Source organism: Paenibacillus sp. J22FR5, assembly GCF_059691975.1.
In genome coordinates, this window is the sequence record NZ_JCAUAN010000007.1 from 43,786 (window position 1) to 63,923 (window position 20,138).

Annotated in this window: 21 protein-coding genes; 6 read left to right on the forward strand and 15 right to left on the reverse strand. The window is 44.5% G+C overall.

What is annotated here, in order from left to right; genetic code table 11:
• Positions 1–2: 2 nt before the first annotated feature.
• Positions 3–1,766 carry a succinate dehydrogenase flavoprotein subunit gene (gene sdhA / locus AC58P7_RS12155; protein ID WP_497343117.1) on the reverse strand — a complete coding sequence of 588 codons (1,764 nt, stop codon included), beginning with the start codon at positions 1,764–1,766 and terminating at the stop codon, positions 3–5.
• A gap of 16 nt (positions 1,767–1,782) precedes the next feature.
• Entirely contained in the window at positions 1,783–2,439 is a 657-nt protein-coding gene (locus AC58P7_RS12160; protein WP_497343429.1) for a succinate dehydrogenase cytochrome b558 subunit, read from the reverse strand.
• 275 nt (positions 2,440–2,714) lie between these two features.
• Between AC58P7_RS12160 and AC58P7_RS12165 the strand changes: the two genes are divergently transcribed.
• The gene (locus tag AC58P7_RS12165; RefSeq protein WP_497343119.1) at positions 2,715–3,611 is read left to right on the forward strand and encodes a LysR family transcriptional regulator; all 897 of its coding nucleotides are present in this window, start codon (positions 2,715–2,717) and stop codon (positions 3,609–3,611) included.
• A gap of 11 nt (positions 3,612–3,622) precedes the next feature.
• Here AC58P7_RS12165 and AC58P7_RS12170 read toward each other — a convergent pair whose 3' ends face one another.
• The 3 genes from AC58P7_RS12170 to AC58P7_RS12180 are packed head-to-tail and all read right to left on the reverse strand — an operon-like array spanning position 3,623 to position 6,467.
• Positions 3,623–4,384 (reverse strand): response regulator transcription factor, encoded by a 762-nt coding sequence (locus tag AC58P7_RS12170; protein WP_497343121.1) that lies wholly within the window; start codon positions 4,382–4,384, stop codon positions 3,623–3,625.
• 55 nt (positions 4,385–4,439) lie between these two features.
• Positions 4,440–5,102, reverse strand: a complete 663-nt coding sequence (locus tag AC58P7_RS12175; protein ID WP_497343123.1) for a potassium channel family protein — start codon at positions 5,100–5,102, stop codon at positions 4,440–4,442.
• 12 nt (positions 5,103–5,114) lie between these two features.
• On the reverse strand, positions 5,115–6,467 hold the full coding sequence (locus AC58P7_RS12180; RefSeq protein ID WP_497343125.1) for a TrkH family potassium uptake protein: 1,353 nt from the start codon (positions 6,465–6,467) through the stop codon (positions 5,115–5,117).
• A 207-nt stretch (positions 6,468–6,674) separates the two neighbouring features.
• On the opposite strand from AC58P7_RS12180, the gene AC58P7_RS12185 reads away from it, so the two are divergent.
• On the forward strand, positions 6,675–8,315 hold the full coding sequence (locus AC58P7_RS12185; RefSeq protein WP_497343127.1) for a CPBP family intramembrane glutamic endopeptidase: 1,641 nt from the start codon (positions 6,675–6,677) through the stop codon (positions 8,313–8,315).
• Here the strand turns inward: AC58P7_RS12185 and uvrC are convergent.
• From uvrC to AC58P7_RS12200, 3 genes are all read right to left on the reverse strand, one after another.
• Complete coding sequence (gene uvrC, locus AC58P7_RS12190; RefSeq protein ID WP_497343129.1) at positions 8,275–10,173, reverse strand: excinuclease ABC subunit UvrC; 1,899 nt, start codon at positions 10,171–10,173, stop codon at positions 8,275–8,277. The genes AC58P7_RS12185 and uvrC overlap by 41 nt on opposite strands.
• Before the next feature lie 114 nt (positions 10,174–10,287).
• Positions 10,288–10,602 (reverse strand): thioredoxin, encoded by a 315-nt coding sequence (gene trxA, locus AC58P7_RS12195; RefSeq protein ID WP_056613612.1) that lies wholly within the window; start codon positions 10,600–10,602, stop codon positions 10,288–10,290.
• 159 nt (positions 10,603–10,761) lie between these two features.
• Complete coding sequence (locus tag AC58P7_RS12200) at positions 10,762–11,145, reverse strand: MerR family transcriptional regulator (protein WP_056613610.1); 384 nt, start codon at positions 11,143–11,145, stop codon at positions 10,762–10,764.
• 212 nt (positions 11,146–11,357) lie between these two features.
• Between AC58P7_RS12200 and AC58P7_RS12205 the strand changes: the two genes are divergently transcribed.
• A complete protein-coding gene (locus AC58P7_RS12205; RefSeq protein ID WP_497343131.1) occupies positions 11,358–11,498 on the forward strand; it encodes a YqzM family protein in 141 nt (46 codons plus the stop codon).
• 120 nt (positions 11,499–11,618) lie between these two features.
• On the opposite strand, the gene dnaI is transcribed toward AC58P7_RS12205, so the two are convergent.
• The 4 genes from dnaI to AC58P7_RS12225 form a co-directional block, all read right to left on the reverse strand.
• Positions 11,619–12,572, reverse strand: a complete 954-nt coding sequence (dnaI, locus tag AC58P7_RS12210; protein ID WP_497343133.1) for a primosomal protein DnaI — start codon at positions 12,570–12,572, stop codon at positions 11,619–11,621.
• 66 nt (positions 12,573–12,638) lie between these two features.
• On the reverse strand, positions 12,639–14,132 hold the full coding sequence (locus AC58P7_RS12215; protein WP_497343135.1) for a replication initiation and membrane attachment family protein: 1,494 nt from the start codon (positions 14,130–14,132) through the stop codon (positions 12,639–12,641).
• Positions 14,133–14,336: 204 nt separating this feature from the next.
• A complete protein-coding gene (locus tag AC58P7_RS12220; RefSeq protein ID WP_497343137.1) occupies positions 14,337–15,236 on the reverse strand; it encodes an alpha/beta fold hydrolase in 900 nt (299 codons plus the stop codon).
• A 67-nt stretch (positions 15,237–15,303) separates the two neighbouring features.
• Positions 15,304–15,588 (reverse strand): YuiB family protein, encoded by a 285-nt coding sequence (locus AC58P7_RS12225; RefSeq protein ID WP_497343139.1) that lies wholly within the window; start codon positions 15,586–15,588, stop codon positions 15,304–15,306.
• A gap of 195 nt (positions 15,589–15,783) precedes the next feature.
• Between AC58P7_RS12225 and hemQ the strand changes: the two genes are divergently transcribed.
• Positions 15,784–16,530 carry a hydrogen peroxide-dependent heme synthase gene (gene hemQ / locus AC58P7_RS12230; protein WP_497343141.1) on the forward strand — a complete coding sequence of 249 codons (747 nt, stop codon included), beginning with the start codon at positions 15,784–15,786 and terminating at the stop codon, positions 16,528–16,530.
• Between the two features lie 105 nt (positions 16,531–16,635).
• Here the strand turns inward: hemQ and AC58P7_RS12235 are convergent, their stop codons facing one another.
• The gene (locus tag AC58P7_RS12235; protein WP_497269901.1) at positions 16,636–16,917 is read right to left on the reverse strand and encodes a hypothetical protein; all 282 of its coding nucleotides are present in this window, start codon (positions 16,915–16,917) and stop codon (positions 16,636–16,638) included.
• 27 nt (positions 16,918–16,944) lie between these two features.
• A complete protein-coding gene (locus AC58P7_RS12240) occupies positions 16,945–18,135 on the reverse strand; it encodes an NAD(P)/FAD-dependent oxidoreductase (RefSeq protein WP_497343143.1) in 1,191 nt (396 codons plus the stop codon).
• A gap of 405 nt (positions 18,136–18,540) precedes the next feature.
• On the opposite strand from AC58P7_RS12240, the gene AC58P7_RS12245 reads away from it, so the two are divergent.
• Together AC58P7_RS12245 and AC58P7_RS12250 are read left to right on the forward strand one after the other, a co-directional pair.
• Positions 18,541–19,542, forward strand: a complete 1,002-nt coding sequence (locus AC58P7_RS12245; protein ID WP_497343145.1) for an NAD(P)/FAD-dependent oxidoreductase — start codon at positions 18,541–18,543, stop codon at positions 19,540–19,542.
• A 59-nt stretch (positions 19,543–19,601) separates the two neighbouring features.
• On the forward strand, positions 19,602–19,841 hold the full coding sequence (locus AC58P7_RS12250; protein WP_497343147.1) for a hypothetical protein: 240 nt from the start codon (positions 19,602–19,604) through the stop codon (positions 19,839–19,841).
• A gap of 3 nt (positions 19,842–19,844) precedes the next feature.
• Here the strand turns inward: AC58P7_RS12250 and sda are convergent, their stop codons facing one another.
• Positions 19,845–20,009 (reverse strand): sporulation histidine kinase inhibitor Sda, encoded by a 165-nt coding sequence (gene sda, locus AC58P7_RS12255; RefSeq protein ID WP_497343149.1) that lies wholly within the window; start codon positions 20,007–20,009, stop codon positions 19,845–19,847.
• Positions 20,010–20,138 lie beyond the last annotated feature (129 nt).

The window sequence follows — 20,138 nt, forward strand, 5'->3', positions numbered from 1 at the left end:
GATCAGGATCCCTCCTTTTTCTTCTCCGTGGAGTAGTCACGTTTCCGCGGTTTAATCAACGAAACATCGATTTCATCATACGAAATCTTAGGACCATCTGGCGTCCAATCCGCGATTGTCGTTTTCATGAAGTTGTCATCATCACGCTCTGGGAAATCAGGCTTGTAGTGCGCGCCACGACTTTCATCACGCATCAAGGCACCAACCGTCATCGCTTCAGCAAGCTCGAACATGTTCCAAAGCTGGCGTGTGAACGCAACACCTTGGTTGTTCCAACGCGCTGTATCTGTGATGTTGATGTTGTTGTAACGCTCTTTCAAGTCTTTGATTTTACCAATTGTTTCTGTTAAACGATCGTTGTAACGTACAACCGTCATGTTCGCATTCATCATGTCGCCAAGCTCTTTATGAAGTACGTACGCATTCTCCGTACCGTTGTTCATTTTGAGCAAGCTCTCATAACGATCCGTGTGACGCTTCTTCTCACGATCATAGATGATTGAGGATGTATCGTCCGCATGCTTCTCTAAGCCGCGAATATACTCAACCGCTTTAGGACCGGAAACCATACCGTCATAGATCGCGGAAACGAGGGAATTCGCTCCCAAACGGTTTGCACCGTGATGCTGATACTCACACTCACCTGCTGCGAATAGGCCAGGGATGTTCGTCATCATGTTATAGTCAACCCACATGCCGCCCATGGAATAGTGAACTGCAGGGAAAATCTTCATTGGAATCTTACGTGGATCGTCGCCCATGAATTTCTCGTAAATTTCCATAATTCCGCCAAGCTTAATATCAAGCTCTTTCGGGTCTTTATGTGAAAGATCCAAGTAAACCATGTTCTCGCCGTTAATACCTAGCTTCTGATCAATACACACGGAGAAGATCTCACGTGTTGCAATATCACGAGGCACCAGGTTACCGTAGGCTGGGTATTTCTCTTCTAGGAAGTACCAAGGCTTACCGTCTTTGTATGTCCAAATACGTCCGCCCTCACCACGTGCAGATTCGGACATCAAGCGCAGCTTGTCGTCTCCCGGAATCGCCGTAGGGTGAATTTGAATCATCTCACCATTCGCATATTTAACACCTTGTTGGTAAACCGCGCTTGCTGCTGTACCTGTGTTAATAACGGAGTTCGTTGTTTTCCCGAAAATGATACCAGGACCGCCTGTTGCCAAGATCACGGCATCAGAAGGGAATGTTTGAATTTCCATGCTGCGCAAATCTTGTGCTGCGATACCACGGCACACGCCTTCGTCATCCAGAACCGAACCAAGGAATTCCCAATGTTCGAATTTCGTTACGAGACCTGCTGTTTCCCAACGACGTACTTGCTCATCGAGCGCGTACAAGAGTTGTTGACCCGTAGTTGCGCCTGCAAATGCTGTACGGTGATATTTGGTACCACCGAAACGACGGAAATCAAGCAAACCTTCTGGTGTACGGTTAAACATAACGCCCATGCGATCCATCAAGTGAATGATCCCTGGAGCCGCGTCACATAATGCTTTAACAGGCGGTTGATTCGCTAAGAAATCTCCACCATAAACTGTATCGTCAAAGTGCTCCCATGTGGAGTCACCTTCACCCTTCGTATTCACCGCACCGTTGATGCCGCCTTGCGCACATACGGAGTGGGAACGTTTCACAGGAACCAAGGAGAACAATTGCACATGAACTCCGGCCTCTGCTGCTTTAATTGTCGCCATGAGTCCCGCAAGGCCTCCGCCGACGACGATGATTTTTGAATTAGCCACTTCTGTTCACCCTCCCTTAATGCCCCGTATGCACTTCTACTGGAACCTGAAATTGCGTATCTGTAAATGCAGTCAACGACATAATAAACATCACGGACATCACCACGAAAGCTGTCATCCAAATAATAGATGAAATGCGTTGCGCACGCGGTCCAACAGTAATGCCCCAGCTCACTAGGAATGACCAAAGGCCATTTGTGAAATGGAACGTTGCAGAAATAATCCCAACAAGATAAACCGTAAACAAGACAGGATTCGTTGCAATATCATGCATCGTCATACCGAGATCCTCATGTGCCACGTTACCTAAGGCAACTTGAATACGAGTCTCGAACAAATGCCAAGCAACGAACAAGAACGTAAGCACACCTGTCACACGTTGCAACATAAACATCGTATTACGGAAGTACCCGTAGCTTGAAACGTTGTTACGTGATTGATACGCTACATAGAGTCCATAAACGGCATGATAAAGAAGCGGAAGCCAGACCCCCACGATTTCCATGAGCAATACTAACGGCAAACCGTTCAACCAGTTAATTTGATCCACGAAAGCTTCAGGTCCTTTGGTTGCCTCATAGTTAGTGAGCAAATGCTCAATAAGGAAGAAGCCCACCGGAATGACACCTAGTAACGAGTGGATCTTTCGAAAGTAATACGAATTACTCATAATGTAACCAATTCCCCCCTCAACAAAATTCAATCCAAATAACATCCGACAAGTTTAGACAAAACAAGCCACATATCATTGTACTCTCGCCGCAAACGAGCGTCAACCCATAATCATCCACGCCTATTTTGCCAATTCGGTCAATGATTATACGCGAAGGTTCACGAAATATAGATAATTTGTGACATGTACATCGTACCTCTTTCACGCTTATAATGGAAGTGCCGTTTTTTTATATCTACTTATAACTATTTCACATAAGAGGTGAGAATAAACGCATGGAGCTCTTAGATGTTTTCGCTATCGTTGTCGAACAAGTCAGCCTCAATAAAGCTTCGCAATTGTTAAACATTTCGCAACCTGCGCTTTCGCGTAAAATTATGAAGCTGGAAGATGAGCTGGGTGTGGAGCTTTTTATCCGGAAGGGAAAAAGACTGGAGTTGACCAAAGCGGGGCAAATTTGCTATGACCATGCCTTAGAGAAGCGCCATCTGGAGCGCAAATTCAAGCAAGCAATTCATATGTATAAAGCTGCAGGCAGTCATTCGACACTTACAATTGGCGCCTCACTAACAACGCTTCAAGCGACGCTGCCTGATCTCATTACGGATTACTTGCAGGATTATCCGCTGACTGATATTAAGCTTCTTACCGGTAAAACACATGAGATCGTGTCCATGGTCAAAGACAACAAAGTAGATATTGGTATCGTAGCCTCGCAAATTAATGCGACAAGCCTCCACTGCGAGCCTTTGTTCGATGATCATCTCTGCCTGGTACTACCGTCAGGACATCCCTTAGTAGATCGTACGGTGATTACGATGCAGGATTTGAATGAACTACCGATGATTCTCTTCTCCAAGGGGACTTGGTACCGCATTATGATGGATGAGTTATTCAACCGCTTCACCATATTTCCCAATGTTCAAATGGAGATCGATTCCTTCGAAGCCATTATTCGGCTCGTTTCCACCTGCAAAACAGCCACCTTATTGCCCAAATCCTATTTACGAGAAGATTTAATTCAGAATAATGAATTAATATTACGGCAGCTTCAAGAATTGGAACAGACGAAACGAACGACCTCGCTCATCTACTCTGATCACTCTGCTGATAATGCAGAATCCATGAAGTTCGTCGGACAGGCGATCAAATATTTTGCCAAACACCGCTAAGATTTTTCACATTACATGCGCACGAATTTATACCCAACACCCCAAACGGTCCGAATCCACTTCGGCTCTTTGGGGTTGTCTTCAATTTTCTTACGGAGATTCGCGATATGTACATCGATAGCTCGATCCGTAACAAAAGAATCGAAACCGCGGACCGTTTGCAATAAATCTTCGCGGCTGTACACACGTCCAGGGTTGTTGATGAAACATTTCATGATTTCAAATTCGGAATAGGTCGTCTCCACAATTTCGCCATAGACGCACATAGATCGTGTATGCTGATTCAGCGTAATTTTCTCTTGCTTATCCATAACAGCTGCAATCAAAGCCGATTTGGGTTCATTCAGCGGTTCCATTTCCTCTTCCTGGTGTATCAACTCTGGAGTAGACGAATGATGTATCCTTTGATACATCTGTGCTCGGCGAATAAGTGCATGGGCTCTAGCTATCAATTCATGCATACTAAAAGGCTTACACATGAAATCGTCTGCACCCGCTCCTAAGGCAGTGACACGTTCAACGATTTTATTTTTCATTGAAATAATCATGATCGGTACACTGGAGGTTTCTCGAACTTGACGACAAATCGCTAGTCCGTCCATATCTGGCAGCACCCAATCCAATAGAATAAGATCCGGTTGAAATTGCGGTATCGCCGCAATCCCCCCTTTCCCATTCCCTTCACGGATGACCTGAAATCCTTCTTCTTTTAAATACATGGTGACCATATCACCGATCATCGCATCATCTTCGATCATGAGTACCTTAAACATGCGGTGTCCACCTTCATTTGGAATTCTCTTGCTGCAGGACATGGACTTGTTCGGATTACCCGATAACTTGACTTTCAAATTCATCTATTTGATTATTGGTTCCAATAATCACCATAACGTCATTCTCATTCACGATGTCTCCTGCCGTAGGCGCAATGATAATGCCCGTCTGCTTATTAATCGCCACAACACTGCACCCGTACCTAGCGCGCGGATCCAATTGTTGAATGGTATAGCCACATAAACGTTTGGGTACAGAGAGCTCCACAATCGTGTAATCCTTGGATATTTCAATATAATCCAACAAATTAGGGGTTACCAATTGATGTGCAACGCGAATGCCCATGTCTCGCTCTGGATAGACAACGCGGTCAACGCCTAACTTTGTCAGAACCTTTCCATGAAGTTCAGATAAGGCTTTGGCCACCACTTGATTGACCCCTAAATCTTTCATCACGATCGCAGTCAAAATACTGGATTGAATATCATCCCCAATCGCAATAACCGCACAATCAAAGTTTCGAATGCCTAATGATTTCAGCACGTCCTCATCCGTTGCATCCGCGACAACAGCATGTGTCAGCTGATCGCTCATTTCGTTAACGACTTCCTCATCAAGATCAATGCCTAATACTTCATGACCGAGTTTCATAAGCTCCTTAGAAAGACTTGACCCAAATCGCCCGAGTCCAACTACTACATACTGATTCTTTTTCATCTTGCTTGACCCCTATCCAATCGTAATTTTCCCCTCAGGGTATCTAAATAACTCTTTTTCCTGTTTAGGCTGCAAGGCATAGGCAAGCGTAATTGTTCCTAATCGTCCAGCAAACATCGTTATACAAATAAGCACTTTCCCGAAGGTTGTTAATTCCGGCGTCAAACCCATGGATAACCCCACGGTTCCGAAGGCGGACGTGACTTCAAACAAGATTTTGATAAATGACGAATCCTGTGTCGTGGATAAAATCATCGTAACAATAATAACTAAGAATAAAGCCATCATGGATAACGTAATCGCTTTAAGAATACGATCCTTTGCTAAGCGGTAACGATAGATGACGATATCTTCTTTCCCTCGTATCATCGTGATAATCGCACTAATCAGAATCGTAAAGGTAGTTGTCTTAATCCCCCCACCCGTAGAACCTGGAGAAGCACCGATAAACATAAGAATGATAATGAGAAATTGGGAGGCTTGACGAAGCGCACCAATATCGACCGTATTGGCACCAGCTGTCCGTGCCGTTACAGATTGAAAAAAGGAAGATAATATTTTCGCACCAAAATCCAAGGAACCTAGGGTTCTGATATTTGTAAATTCGAATATAAAAATACCAAGTGCTCCTACAAGGAGAAGCAGTCCACTCATGCTTAAAACGACCTTTGAATGAAGGGAAAGCTTCTTCTTATTACGAAATTCCATCAGATCGGAGATGACAATGAAACCAATTCCTCCAAGGATAATCAGCATCATCGCTACAAAATTCACGACAAAATCACCAACATATCCGGTCAGAGAAACGAATGGCGAATCTACAGTACCGAATAAATCAAAGCCTGCATTATTAAACATGGATACCGAATGCCAAATACCGAAATAAAGGGCCTTCGTAAAGCCAAAATCAAACGAAAAACGAATCGTAAAAATGGCAGCAGCAATAGCTTCAATGGTCAACGAATAAATGATAACTTTGCGGATTAAACGGACGATACCTTCCATACTGCCTTGATTAAAGGCCTCTTGCAAGACAAGCCTCTCTTTTAAGGTGATTTTTTTACGAAAAACAAAAGCGACTAACGTGGCCATGGTCATAAAACCAAGCCCACCAACTTGAATCAAAGCGACAATAACAATTTGTCCAAAAATCGTGTACGCACTGCCTGTATCTACGACAACAAGCCCTGTTACACAGGTTGCCGACACCGCTGTAAAAAGAGCATCAATGAAGGACATCGAAAGTCCTGTCGTCGATGCAAATGGCAGCATCAAGAGCCCTGCTCCCATGAAAATAATGACAGCGAAGCCTAGAACCAGTATTTGAGGGGGGGTTAGTTGCCATATATTCAATTTTTTATTCATCGTGCCTCCCGCGTATGTAAGAAAATTATCGGACTCCAAGCTGTAACGATAGAGTTCCCCCGTTAACATGTAGAAATTCGGCTAATAAGTAATTGATAGGTATTATATAATTGTTTCTGAATCTTTACCAGTAAATTGGCTTTCTTTTTAATCTATGATAACGTTAAGAAGTGATTTGAGAATCAAGAATTCAGAAGGGAACTCACTATGCTAAGGCTGAAGTTAAATCGTTTTCTCCTCCTCTTGGCTTGCATCGGTATGTCCCTATATATCGGTATTTCACTCCTTTATGGACTGCGAGCAGAAGAACCGCCAACAGCGGACCATCCATCTATCACGAAACAGCAAGCAGCAGACAGTGCAGCCGATTTCATCCGTCAACGCTACGAGCTGCACAACCCGCAAACCTACGTAGTCTATCAATCCAAAAAAGAACGAAATGGTTATCTTCAAAAAGAGCATTTACTAAAAGCTTATACGACGCAGTATGGGGAACGGTTTCCAATCGACTATTATCAAGTCAGTGTAAAAGACCCCCTTACCAAACGGCAGTTTGAAGTGGATGTCAATTACACAAATGCGAAGATCATGGGTTGGCATGAAAATCTAGCGATCTCCAAAACGAGGCAGGTATCGCCGATGAGTCAGACAAAGGCAGATACGCTAGCGAAGCTGGAACTTCGTCAGATGGGGTTTGATCCTCAGGACTTTACCCTTGTAGAGCATACCGATAATGAAAATTCCGAAGGACAAACGACGCTTCAATATGAAAAGCTCTCAAATCCAATTGGTGAAGCCAAGCTTCAAGTTCACACGGATTTCGATCAAGTAAATCTCACCGGTTTTTATGTCAGCTTTCAGCTCCCTGCGTCTCACTTAGAATGGCTTACGGAGCAGGACGACTCCGCCTCACTCATGACTTGGATTTCCATGGGCTTCACAGCCCTGATGACGCTTGCTGCGATTGTTTTTGCCATTATATATAGGAAACATATGAAATTCAGTAGAGGTTTGCTTTTAACAACAATCTTCCTCATCATTTATATTGTAAATAATGTAAATATGTATCCAGCTTTCCGTGCCATGAGCGGTGATACGAACAGTGACTTGACCGTAAGGTTCACCATTATTTTCATGAGCGTAGTAACTGTCCTGCTAGGGATCTCACTCTACCTTTCTTTGGTCGCTGGCGCTGGACTTTGGAGAGCCATCGGCCAAAGAAAATGGCCAACTTGGAAAGATGACACTTTCGGTCATGAGGTCTACTATGGGATGGGACGGGGATATTTACTTGCACTCTTCATCCTCGGCATCCAGCAGGTGTTATTTTACGCAGGTGAAGTGAAATTTGATGTGTGGTCCGTCAATGATCCGACGGATTCGGTTCTTAATATGCTAGAGCCGCGCTTCTTCCCCCTCATGGCGTGGGTTGCTGCCATTTCCGAGGAGGCAACCTTCAGACTGCTGGGTATCATCCTTTTCAAAAAGCTGTTCCGCAACAACTTTATTGCTATCCTGCTCCCTAGTGTGATCTGGGCGGCCAGTCATACGCAATATCCGATCTATCCTGTCTACACTCGTCTCATAGAGGTCACCATTATCGGCATTATACTTGGCTATGTATTCCTTAAGTTTGGTTTCATTACGGCCGTATTCGCTCACGCGTGTATGGATAGCATCCTGATGGGATTGTCACTCTTCTCCTTGGGGCATGTTGGCAATATACTCGCCGGTATTCTGTATCTCGTTCTACCCGGTCTGGTTGGATGGGGATTAGCTTGGTTACACGGAAAAAGGCGAAGGCCCCTTATTCCTGGGGAGCCGCCGCCTCGCCTTGAAGTGCTTTGATAATGTCGTTTGCCAATTTCTCACCAATACCCAGAGGCTTGAAGTCCGCGACTTCAGCCTCTTTTATTTTTCGCACGGAGCCAAAATGTTTCAACAACGCCTTACGTCGCTTCTCACCAACGCCTGGAATCGCATCAAGCTGCGAGACGACCATCGATTTGGCCCGCGTTTCCCGATGAAACGTGATCGCGAAGCGATGGACTTCGTCTTGAATGCGCTGCAGCAAATAAAACTCCTGGCTATCCCGCGGTAACGGAACAATTTCGGCAGGATCGCCGATCATGAGCTGAGCTGTTTTATGCTTAGCATCCTTCACAAGACCGCAAATCGGAATATACAAACCTAATTCATTCTCAAGAACGTCGATCGCGGCAGAAATCTGCCCTTTCCCGCCATCGACAACGATCAAATCAGGCATCGTCAGATTGTCCTTCAGGACACGCTCATAGCGTCGTCTGATAACTTCCCTCATCGTTTCATAATCATCGGGTCCGACAACGGTCTTCACCTTATATTTCCGGTATTCCTTGCGATCCGGCTTACCATCTACGAAAACAACCATCGCCGATACCGGATTCGTTCCTTGAATATTGGAGTTATCAAACGCCTCAATTCGGCGTATTGTACCAATCCCAAGCCATTCACCGAGGTTCTCGACCGCTTTCGTTGTACGACGCTCATCGCGCTCGACCAAACGGAACTTCTCATCCAATGCGTTCACTGCGTTGTCCCTGGCCATATCGACCATTTGCTTCTTCAGCCCACGTTGAGGCATGTGTACCTTCACCTTGAGCCAACCTTCCAAGGCTTCGCGAATCTCCTTCTCGTCACCCTCCGTACGCCTTAACACATCTTCTGAAGCCTCTTGCTGAGCTTCGGGCTCCGGCATCGTTGGCAAGAAAATCTCCTTTGGCAATGCGGGATTATCGCTGTATACCTGCGTGACATATGTCATGAAATCATTGTACTCATCCCCGTAGTAAGGGAATAGGGAAACGTGCCGCTCGATCAGCTTGCCCTGACGCATATACTGGATATGCACAGCCATCCAGCCTTTGTCCACGGCATAGCCGAATACATCGCGGTCAAGCGCGTCGGCCGTCGTAATCTTCTGCTTCTCCATGAGCGCATCGATGCTCATGATATGATCGCGCAGCTCCTTCGCGCGCTCGAAGTTCAGTTCTTCCGCTGCCGCCAACATCTTGGTCGTCAGCTCTTCCTTAATGATGTCGTGTCCCCCGTTCAGGAAACGACTGATCTCTTGCACCATCCGCTCGTTCGTCTCCGCGGATACCTCTAATGCGCAGGGCGCAAGACATTGCCCCATATGATAGTATAGGCATACTTTATCGGGCATGGTCTTGCACTTGCGCAGCGGATACAACCGGTCCAGCAGCTTCTTCGTCTGCTGGGCCGCAAAGGCATTGGGATAAGGGCCGAAGTACTTTCCCTTATCCTTGTACACGCGCCGCGTGACTTCCAGACGCGGCTGCTCTTCATGTGTAATCTTGATGTACGGAAACGTCTTATCATCCTTCAGAAGCACGTTATAACGAGGATGATGCTGCTTAATCAGGTTACACTCGAGAATTAAAGCCTCCATATTCGAGGAGGTAATGATATATTCAAAGTCGCGAATTTCGCTGACTAGCTTTTGCGTTTTTGCGCTGTGACTCCCTGTGAAATAGGAGCGCACACGATTTTTCAATACCTTGGCCTTACCCACATAAATAATCGTGCCTTGATGGTTTTTCATAATATAACAGCCCGGCTTATCCGGTAGTAAAGATAGCTTGTGCCTGATCGTTTCCAGGCTTTGTTCGCGGACGTCAGCGTCCTCTTGCTCAAAGTCAGTCATAACTCCAATCTCCTTTCAGAAAAAATCGTTGCATGAAAAAAAGCTCTTTCTCAGCATAGCAGAAAAAGAGCTTTTTCTCACGAACAATTGTTTCTAGTTTGTAACAGGTACCAATTATTGATGACGGGAAACGACGTTTTTCAACGCATCTTTAGATTGGAAGCCAACCACTTTATCAACCGGTTGTCCGTCTTTGAAAACGATCAGGGTTGGGATACTCATAACGCCAAAGCGAGCAGCGGATTCCGGATTGTCATCCACGTTTACTTTTGCGATTTTCAAAGATTCAACTTCTTTATCCAGCTCTTCCAATACAGGAGCGATCATTTTACAAGGTCCGCACCAAGGTGCCCAGAAGTCTACAAGTACTGTACCTTCTCCTTCAACTTCTGCTTTAAAACTGTTGTCAGAAACATTCACGATTGCCATGATAGTTCCTCCTTCTAAGAATGAATTTGATTTATAAGGTGAAAAGTAAGATTAAGTTAGTCACTTAACTTGCTTCGCATCACGTCAACATACAAAGTATACCACACTCATGTGCCTTTTCAACCAAGCCATAAGTTAGTAAAACGGGTATCCTTTGGTCTATATCGAGGGTAGTCCGACAGGCAGCCCTTGGCGTCGCTGTTCCTCAATATAGGAAATACGATCCTTGAGATTCGCTTGGAGCAGCTGCAGCATCTCCATTTGCTTCTCGATTTCTTGCAGCTTCTCGGTATAGAGCGGCAGCAAATCATCACACTGTGACTCCTGATTCTTCATCACACAGTTGAGAAAACTTTCGATTTGCTCTGTTGTAAAGCCAAGACTCAAATAAAATTGAATGGTCTTCACACGCTCAACAACCATTTGATTGTAAACCCGATAGCCATTCTCTTCACGCTGGGTTGCGATCAGCCCTTTGGCTTCGTAGTAGCGCAAGGACCGAATGCTTGCTCCGGTAAGCTTGGATAACTCACTAATCCGCATGGACTTCACTTCTTTCTTGTTCCTACTTGCGTGGTGGGGATGTCTTTATTGTAAACCATAACACTAATGTCAGAGTCAAGTGATATTTTGCCTGTTCTGTGTGTTATTGCGATTGTTTGCATAATTGTCACTTTGATAAGCTTTACAACTTTCGACGAATTTGGGTATACTAGGCTTACAAATACGAATGTCGGACGTTAGGGGGTAACCACATGAGCAATCAACACCCTGAGCATCACGTGTACGAAGAACCGCGTAATGATTTCATGGATGTAGGCATCGGTTTTGGCGCATTCTTTGGCGTATTGTTCGTCATTGCAGCCATTGCTACCGTCATCCAAGTGATGAAATAAGCATGAACGTTTCATGAACTGCCCTGCACATTGTGCAAGGCAGTTTTTCATATGTCTTCTTAGCACAAAAAGCTGTACCAACGTGGGCTGATTCACACCCCCATTTGTACAGCTCTTTCGTCATATCCCCCGTTTGTTCGTCCCCGTCACTTCAACCACATCTACGAATGGACGTATACGGTCCATAATCCGCTGTCCTTTATACTCCTCGTCACCGTCTTTGTTCGTGAAGCTGAAATGCTTCTCCAGGCCAGACAACGTATAATTCGAAGTGAAAAATGTGGGTTTGCGATTCATCCGATGATTGACGATCGCACCGATCACATGATCTCGCAACCATGGGTTCAAATTCTCTGCCCCAATATCATCAAAAACAAGCAGATCCGTTTCCTTTAGAAGGTCTATCGTCTCTTTCAGCTTGTAGGGCTCTTGGAACATCCCCTTCAAGTCCTCAGCAAAGTCTGGCATATAGACGATTGCACCCGTCATCCCAACCTTTGCGAGCTGATGCAGCATGTACCCCATTAAGAACGTTTTCCCTGTGCCAAATGATCCCGATAAGTATAGTCCGCGTGTCTGGAGCCCCTCTTCAATAGTCAAGCTCACGTAATCATTGATCTGCATAACAGCTTTCGCACGATCAAGATCCGTTTCCAGAATATCGCCAAAAGAGAAGCTTCGCGAAATCATCCGCGGATCCACATGGAAGGTGCGAATCCGGCTGCTTATGGCATCCTGTTGCCCCTTGGCAATGAACTTTTTACAAGCAACCTTCTCCTCATGGATAAAAGCTGCCTGTCCTTCCACGGATTCGGCCGAGAGCATCGTATAATGCCCGGTCATATCATTAGGACATTTGTCCAAGCCTGGACAGTTGGAACAATGTTTAAATTCCGTTACATGCTGATACAGCTTGTTCATATTTATTTTAATCGCATAATCATCGACGAACGTATACTTTTGACGAAATTTAACAATCAAAGGATCCACGAGAACCCCTTGTATTTTCGCTTCAGCTTTTCTTTTCCACTCTGTATCCGGCAATGATTTGAGTAAATGCGACAAGGATTCCATCCGTTTGGCACCTCCTTACAGTTCTTACAGTTCCATATTCAAATCCGAAGACCCCAGTACTAAGCTTTAGCTCTTACGGTTAAATCGCTCATCCAACTTCTGTGCCATACGCCTAGCAGCCTCGAGTTCCTCAGCAGACAGCCTTGTTGACGATGTTGTTCCCGTATCAGGCAATACAATAGGAATATGAGGCTTCTGCGTTTTACCCTGACGTCCGCGCGTTGCCGAGCCCCCGCTTGCCTTCGCTGTTTCCACCTTAGATGCTGCCTTCAGTTTATAATTAATCTTCTCACGTACATACTCAACCGCTTGTTCATACGTATTAATTTGCTTTCCTAGCATATCTGAGGCTACAGCCTCAATCGAGGATTTCGCCCAAGAGCGACGATCAATGTGCAGAAAGTGAATCAGAACATTGATGACTTCCTCTTTCAATTTATAATTTAAATCTATTTTCTCGAAAATATTAAGTACGCCATCAGGTATCGAACCCTGTGTGAAAAACATTTTCAGCACAGCCGTGTATGGCTCATTTCGCATGATGTAATTGTACTGATGATCTGTGCATTCGCCGCGCAGCTGCTGAGGAACTTCTAAGTAATACGCCATCTCAACGGACTGTTCCTCCGTCGTTTGGGCGCCATCCTCGGATTTCGTTGTCGTCCGTTCCCGCTCCTCATCCCGTTTCTTGCTCTGTCTGTAGAACAGATTCGCATTATACTGCATAAGGTCCATGACAAGCTCACCCTCTTCGGTGAACACGCCATCCTCATCCAGCAAGCGACACGTTTCTTGCAGGGAAAGGTTGTATTTCTTCGCCACGATATTGATGGCTACCATATGCTCTGGCTTGTGCTTCAGTGCTTCAACAAATACGCGATTACTCGCTCCACGCGGAAATCTCATAATAATATCCGCGTACTTAAAGCCCTTGGTCGTCACGTCCATCCGAGCGTCCCCTTGCTTGCTCGCAGAAGCCTCATAAAGCGCTTGTTCCAGCTCATAATCCACGACCTGCGTATTCAAGCGGAATAGTTCATAGAAAGGAACCGATAAGTTCTCCTCGGTCGCCTCACGACACTCCTCAGGTTCAGGCGAAAGCAAGTCTTCTCGGAGCGACAGCAGCATGAATTTGCCAACCTTATCGCGCAGTAACAGCGTTAAATGCTGATTTCGGAAAAACTCATTCGGCCCTAGGGGGGCAAATAGCGTATAGACGAAAACATAATCCTCTTCTTCCGGTATAAACTTGCGAGTCGTCTGAAGGAGACCAATCGCTTCCAGTTTGGAGGATTGTTCAATCAAATATTTCCGGCCGCGCTCGCCATGCTCCAAATCTAGCAGAAGAAATAGCTTACGTTGCTGCTCCATCGGCGAGTAGCCGACTTTCTCAGCACTCATCTGCTGATAGAGCGCTTGATAGAGGCTTATCGCCAAGCCGCCGATCATCGGCTGATACATCATCGCTAACATTTTATAGTCCAAACTGCTCAAGGAAAACTCACGGTTTACACAAAACCGATGATTCTCGGTGAAATGCAGCATATTCGTCATTCTCATTCCGTTACAGCACCATCCTGCCTCAGCTCGACTGAGAAGCAGCTACAAATCTAGCTGCTTACTTCTTCAGTCTCTCTCTATTAGTCTACCACAAAAATCGACAATCTTGGTATCTACAAGAGAAAAGATAATTTTACCTTCTAGGCAAGAAAAAGATTCCATCGCAATTTCTCACTAGCAATGGAATCTTGGGTTGAATTACTTTTATTTATAGGTATGACGTATGTTTTCACTCTCTGCGGGATATTCAATTGTGTTCCCATACATCTGCGGATTTAACTTTTGCGCAATAGCTAGATCTTGTTTCCTACGTTCCGTTTGCTCCTCTTCTAAGCTATCTATCCAAAGATAAATCAGATCATTCATCCTTGGCGCGTTTTGAATGGGTACTGGATGCTTAGCATCTCTGATGAAAAAAAGAGAACTATGCAGCAGTCCTTTATGAAGAATATGAGCGTATGGATGAAATGCTTTATCCTTTTGTCCATAGATCAATAAAACGGGCTGCTTAATTTTAGGAAGACGACTTGTGCAAGAGTAATGTAGCGATTGTTCAAAATACGACTTCACATTGCCTGCCGTATCTCGTAACGCGTGTTCGTTCAGCTCATGATAGGTAGTCGATTTATCAGAATTGCCATACGTAATCGCTCCAATCAAAAGTTTCATAATTCGACTCGGATTCGCCATTCGAACCGCAAGCCAAACTCTGAGCCTATTGTAGATATCCGTCAATTCAGACATCCCGCTAACGATAATTCCCCCCACAAACCGTGTTGGATGCGAGAGCAAAGCTTCTAGCGCAACAGTTCCTCCTGCTGAATAACCGCACACAAAGGCTTGCTCGATACCTATGTAATCAAGAAGCCTTACCATGTCTTCTGAAATAAGTTCATAACTTATCGAACGCTCCGAGCAAGCACTAGCGCCATGTCCTCTAATATCAAAGGTAATGACTCGGAAATGGTCTCCTAGTTGTTCTTTCTGGTATGAGAACGCTTCTAGTGTAAGCAACGGAGGGTGAATAAAGACAATTGGCGTCCCCTTTTCTGGCCCTGTTATCTCATAATGCAGCTTTGTTCCATTCACATTAGCCCAAGGCACTGGTCGTGTCTCCTCCGTAAGTGAAGTTTAGGTACTCTCTTAGCGTGACCCGAATGACCTGTCAATATTAAAACATTTTGAAGCCGCGAATACGTAATGCTTTAATCGCAGATCCGCTCAATATCGCACCAATCAAGCCACCGATAGCAGGAATGATGTCTACGATAGTGAAGCTTTCATCACTGGACATAAAAGAAGACGATCCCATATATCCGTAGATAACGATACCGATCACCAAGGCAATAAACGCATACAGCGGAAACCACGTTGTTTTCATGAGCATATTTAGAATAAATCCAATTCCAAAAAATAACACCATCATCAAGACAGTGGCAATAACCATTTGCAGCACGATAGTTCCCCCTTAAATATGTAAGAAGCCCTGCATTTCATTGGCTCCTGTAGCTCTTATTATTGTAATCGACAGGAAGGTACAGGTAAAGTGTACACAAATTGAACAATTCAACTTCACCCTTTGTTCATTTGCCCTTTCTCCATGAATTGGATACAATGTAGGGGATATTAGCCCTTGAATGGAGGAAAAACAATGAGTGAAGCCGTACAAACGCTGGAAGGCTGGTATGCGCTCCATGATTTCCGTCTGATGGATTGGAATGCATGGCATGCCGCAACCCCACAAGAACGTAAGCATGCAGCGGACGAGCTGCAAACATTCTTATCTCAGTGGCAGCAAGTTGAAAACGATAAACTAGGCAGTACTGCCGTTTATAGCATCGTAGGTCAAAAAGCTGATTTCGTTTTCATGCAAATGCGTGAAACACTGGAAGAACTGAATGAGCTTGAAACTGCTTTTAATAAATCTAGTTTTGCCGCTTTTACTATCCCAGTTTACTCCTACGTGTCGATCGTAGAATTGAGCAGCTATCTTGCGAAGCCAGGTGTTGATCCTGCCCAAGATCCTGAGTTACAAGCTCGCTTGAAACCTATTCTTCCCAAATCCAAACATATTTGCTTCTATCCGATGAATAAACGACGTGATGGCAATGACAACTGGTACATGCTCCCTGCGGAAGATCGCAAAACGATGATGCGCAGCCACGGGATGATCGGTCGTACCTATGCAGGTAAAGTGAAACAAATTATTACAGGATCCGTTGGACTGGATGATTGGGAATGGGGCGTTACACTCTTCTCGGACGATCCTCTTCATTTCAAAAAGCTCGTGTACGAAATGCGCTTTGATGAAGTCAGCGCACGCTTCGGCGAGTTCGGAGATTTCTATGTTGGCAATGTCATGCTTCCTGAGAAATTCGCAGCTTTCATTCAAATATAAGATAGCTTAAGAGCACAGGACTCCGGTCCTCTGCTCTTTTTTTCTAATCTATTCAAACCAAAAAAAGAAGCATCGCCTTTGTTGAGCGATGCTTCTTGGGATTATTTATTCATCGTCCTCATCGTCTCGCAGAGCAGCTTCCAATTCCGCTTCCATCTGCGCTTTCCGTGCCAGATACGCTTCCGTATCCCGGTCACGTTGACGACCCTTTTCCTTCAAACGTTCAATCGCTGGAAGAATGAGGATATCAATTTCCTTTTGCACAACAGCGACATGATCGTAACGTTTCTCAGTCTCTAAGAAGTGACCGACCTCGATCAAGGCATTGTAACGATCCAGTTCATCCCGGGTAAGAAGTCCTCTTACTTGGACACTGCAGTGTCGCATGGCAATCCCCCTGTTAACAATCCTCGACTAGAAACGTCCTTTACGTATAACTAACGGAATTCCGCCAATAATGTAAAGGTATCTCATATCAACCACTTTTTTCATCATTGCAGCAACATTACCTTTCAATTTACGGGAACCAACAATACCGATCGCTTGACCCTTACCAAGGGAAGCAACTGTACCTTTGTTCGAGTATTTGAAAGTTTTCATTTGTGATCCACGGATCGAAGCGATCAAGTTGTGTGCAACAGCTTCACCTTGCTGCATAGCAATTTGTGCTGTTGGAGGGAATGGTCTTCCTTCGTCGTTCATAACGATGGAACAGTCACCCACAACATAGATGTTATCGAAACCTGGTGCATGAAGATGCTCATCTACTTTGATTCTGCCGCGCATCGTCTCGAAGCCAGCTTCATCTAGCATATGGTTACCGCGGATACCGCCCGTCCATACAACAGTTGCTGCTTTAATAAACTCATCACCAGCAATAAGAACACCCTCAGGCGTACATTCTTTGATGGCTGTACCAATTTTGAAAGTGATACCTTTATCTGTAAGAACTTTCATCGCATACTCAACCAGCTCAGGATCAAAACCTGGCAATGCTGTCGGAGCAGCTTCAATATTATAAATCTTCACAAGGGAAGGATCCACATCGAACTCTTTGCAAAGCATTGGGATACGATCTGCAAGCTCACCGATAAATTCAATACCCGTAAATCCAGCGCCACCGATAACGAAAGTTAGGTAATCTTTGCGATCTGGTTCACGCTTGAACTTCGCGAATTGGTACTCAATATGCTCACGAATGAATCGTACGCTGTTGATACTGCGGATGTTCAAAGCATTTTCTTTAAGACCTGGAATACCGAAAGTTTCCGCTTCTCCACCAAGTCCGATAACGAGGTAGTCGTAGGAAAGTGTTCCGTCTTCCAAAATAACCTTTTTCTCATGTGGACGAATTTGCGTAACAGTCGATTTCACGAAATCAACTTTAAATTCATCAATCAACTTCAAAATGTTCACGCGTGCATTTTCAGGATTATCCGTTCCTGCAGCAGGCATGTGAAGATGTGTTGTGATGTAGTGATAGTCATGCTTGTTTACAAGCGTAACATCAGCTTCGTTGTAGTTCAATTCCTTCTGCAAACGAATTGCAGCAAGGATCCCGCCGTAACCGGCTCCTAATATAACAATTCTTGGTATTCTACTCATGTCTCTCTCACTTCCATATCCGTATTTTGTCCCATAGTCTCTCTATCTTGTGAAAAATTACACAAACGGCTTCAAAAGTAGTATACTGCTACTAGTTTGCACGCTTTCGCAGTGAATTATGATGAAACAGGCTGAAATTCGTCACAACATGCATAAATCGATTCTCATGATATGATATAATTTTCATAAGTAAATATCAAGTGCTATTTTGCTTTAAAATCAGGCATTATAGCCTTTCTAGCCTGTACAGCCAATGTAAGCATTACTTATTATATCCATAAGTGAATTATATAAAGAATTTGAACTTTTCTGTTTCCTTCAATAGAAGAGACGTTTATAATGATAATGATTATCGCTTTATTCAGAATACTTGCACACTTATCGGATCAAATCGGAGGTGCTATCATGAACGAGAGAGAAGCTAATCAAGACATCGTTGATATTATTGTGGTCGGCGGTGGCCCAGCTGGCATGTTCGCGTCCTTCTATGCAGGCATGCGTCAAGCTTCTGTGAAAATTATTGAAAGCATGCCTCAACTCGGTGGCCAACTCGCAGCACTATATCCAGAAAAATATATTTATGATGTTGCTGGATTCCCGAAAGTTACTGCACAAGAGCTAGTCAATAATTTGTCAGCTCAAATGAAACACTTCCCTATCAACATCTGTTTGGAAGAAAAAGTACATCAAGTTGTAAAAAAAGAAGAACGTCTCTTCGAAATTACGACAGACAAGGGCGTACATCTGAGTCATGCTGTTATTATTACAGGGGGCGTTGGGGCATTCGAGCCGCGTCGTCTTGAATTAACAGAAGCTGCTCAATTCGAGAAGAAAAACTTGCATTACTTCGTAAGTGACTTGAATGCATTCGCTGGTCAGAAAGTTGTTATTAGCGGTGGCGGTGATTCCGCAGTTGACTGGGCTTTGATGCTTGAGCCGATTGCTGAGAAAGTAACCTTGATCCACCGTAGAGATAAATTCCGTGCCCATGAACACAGTGTAGAGAACCTAATGAACTCCAAGGTTAACGTTGTTACACCAACGGAAATTACGAAACTTCACGGTACAGACCGTATCGAACAAATCACGCTCAAAAATATTAAATCAGGCGAAGAAAGCATTCACGATGTCGATGCAGTTATCATCAACTTCGGCTTTGTATCCTCTCTTGGACCGATTTCTGAATGGGGTCTTGAAATCGAGAGCGGCTCAATCGTTGTTGATTCCCGGATGGAAACGAATATTCCAGGAATCTTCGCTGCTGGCGATATTACGACATACCCTGGTAAATTGAAATTGATTGCTGTTGGCTTCGGTGAAGCACCTACTGCGATTAATAACGCGAAAGTATATATCGATCCAAGTGCCAAGCTTTCACCAGGACATAGCTCGAACTTGAAATTTTAATTTTCAGAAACAAAACGGGGTATTCTATACCTAATCTACGGATTAGGAGGAATACCCCTTTGTCATCTATATGTCCAGTTTGTAATGGCCTGCAAGAATTGCAAACCAACTGTCCTGTGTGCTCGCAGCGTATGTGTGACCATGGTAAGCTGAGTGACTTGCTCGGTCCTTATTCGCCTTACGAGATGAACGACATTTCCTTGGCAAACGAGGATGGCGGCGGCGATCACCAATGCCTTCATCTCTTGAATTGTCCCGACTGTCATTCCAGCTATACCCTGCAAATACCTGCTGAGTGAAGTTTAATTGAGTGGCGTTTCATCCTTAACCAACACGGCTAACTGTAATTTGCGTCTCTGAATTTCCGCAAGCAAAAGTTCAAGAAAATCGGATTCTAATCTTAAATCTAGTGCCTTGTAATAAGAGTCGATCAATGTCTCATCGCTAATTTGTCTCACTGAAATCACCCATATTCTATAATTTAGACTTATAGTATCATGGGGTTTTTAATAGAACAAGCGTTCCGTTATCCACAGTTAACTGTGCATATCCTGTGGGTAAATTGTTAATATGTACCATGAACGCAGGCGAACTAT

Coding starts and splice junctions, on each gene's coding strand:
- AC58P7_RS12205 (WP_497343131.1), top strand. CDS start 11,358: ATGAGCAATCAACACCCTGAGCATCACGTGTACGAAGAACCGCGTAAT.
- AC58P7_RS12180 (WP_497343125.1), bottom strand. CDS start 6,467: ATGAATAAAAAATTGAATATATGGCAACTAACCCCCCCTCAAATACTG.
- AC58P7_RS12175 (WP_497343123.1), bottom strand. CDS start 5,102: ATGAAAAAGAATCAGTATGTAGTAGTTGGACTCGGGCGATTTGGGTCA.
- AC58P7_RS12200 (WP_056613610.1), bottom strand. CDS start 11,145: ATGCGGATTAGTGAGTTATCCAAGCTTACCGGAGCAAGCATTCGGTCC.
- AC58P7_RS12185 (WP_497343127.1), top strand. CDS start 6,675: ATGCTAAGGCTGAAGTTAAATCGTTTTCTCCTCCTCTTGGCTTGCATC.
- trxA (WP_056613612.1), bottom strand. CDS start 10,602: ATGGCAATCGTGAATGTTTCTGACAACAGTTTTAAAGCAGAAGTTGAA.
- uvrC (WP_497343129.1), bottom strand. CDS start 10,173: ATGACTGACTTTGAGCAAGAGGACGCTGACGTCCGCGAACAAAGCCTG.
- AC58P7_RS12245 (WP_497343145.1), top strand. CDS start 18,541: ATGAACGAGAGAGAAGCTAATCAAGACATCGTTGATATTATTGTGGTC.
- AC58P7_RS12165 (WP_497343119.1), top strand. CDS start 2,715: ATGGAGCTCTTAGATGTTTTCGCTATCGTTGTCGAACAAGTCAGCCTC.
- AC58P7_RS12235 (WP_497269901.1), bottom strand. CDS start 16,917: ATGCGACACTGCAGTGTCCAAGTAAGAGGACTTCTTACCCGGGATGAA.
- AC58P7_RS12240 (WP_497343143.1), bottom strand. CDS start 18,135: ATGAGTAGAATACCAAGAATTGTTATATTAGGAGCCGGTTACGGCGGG.
- hemQ (WP_497343141.1), top strand. CDS start 15,784: ATGAGTGAAGCCGTACAAACGCTGGAAGGCTGGTATGCGCTCCATGAT.
- AC58P7_RS12170 (WP_497343121.1), bottom strand. CDS start 4,384: ATGTTTAAGGTACTCATGATCGAAGATGATGCGATGATCGGTGATATG.
- AC58P7_RS12215 (WP_497343135.1), bottom strand. CDS start 14,132: ATGAGAATGACGAATATGCTGCATTTCACCGAGAATCATCGGTTTTGT.
- dnaI (WP_497343133.1), bottom strand. CDS start 12,572: ATGGAATCCTTGTCGCATTTACTCAAATCATTGCCGGATACAGAGTGG.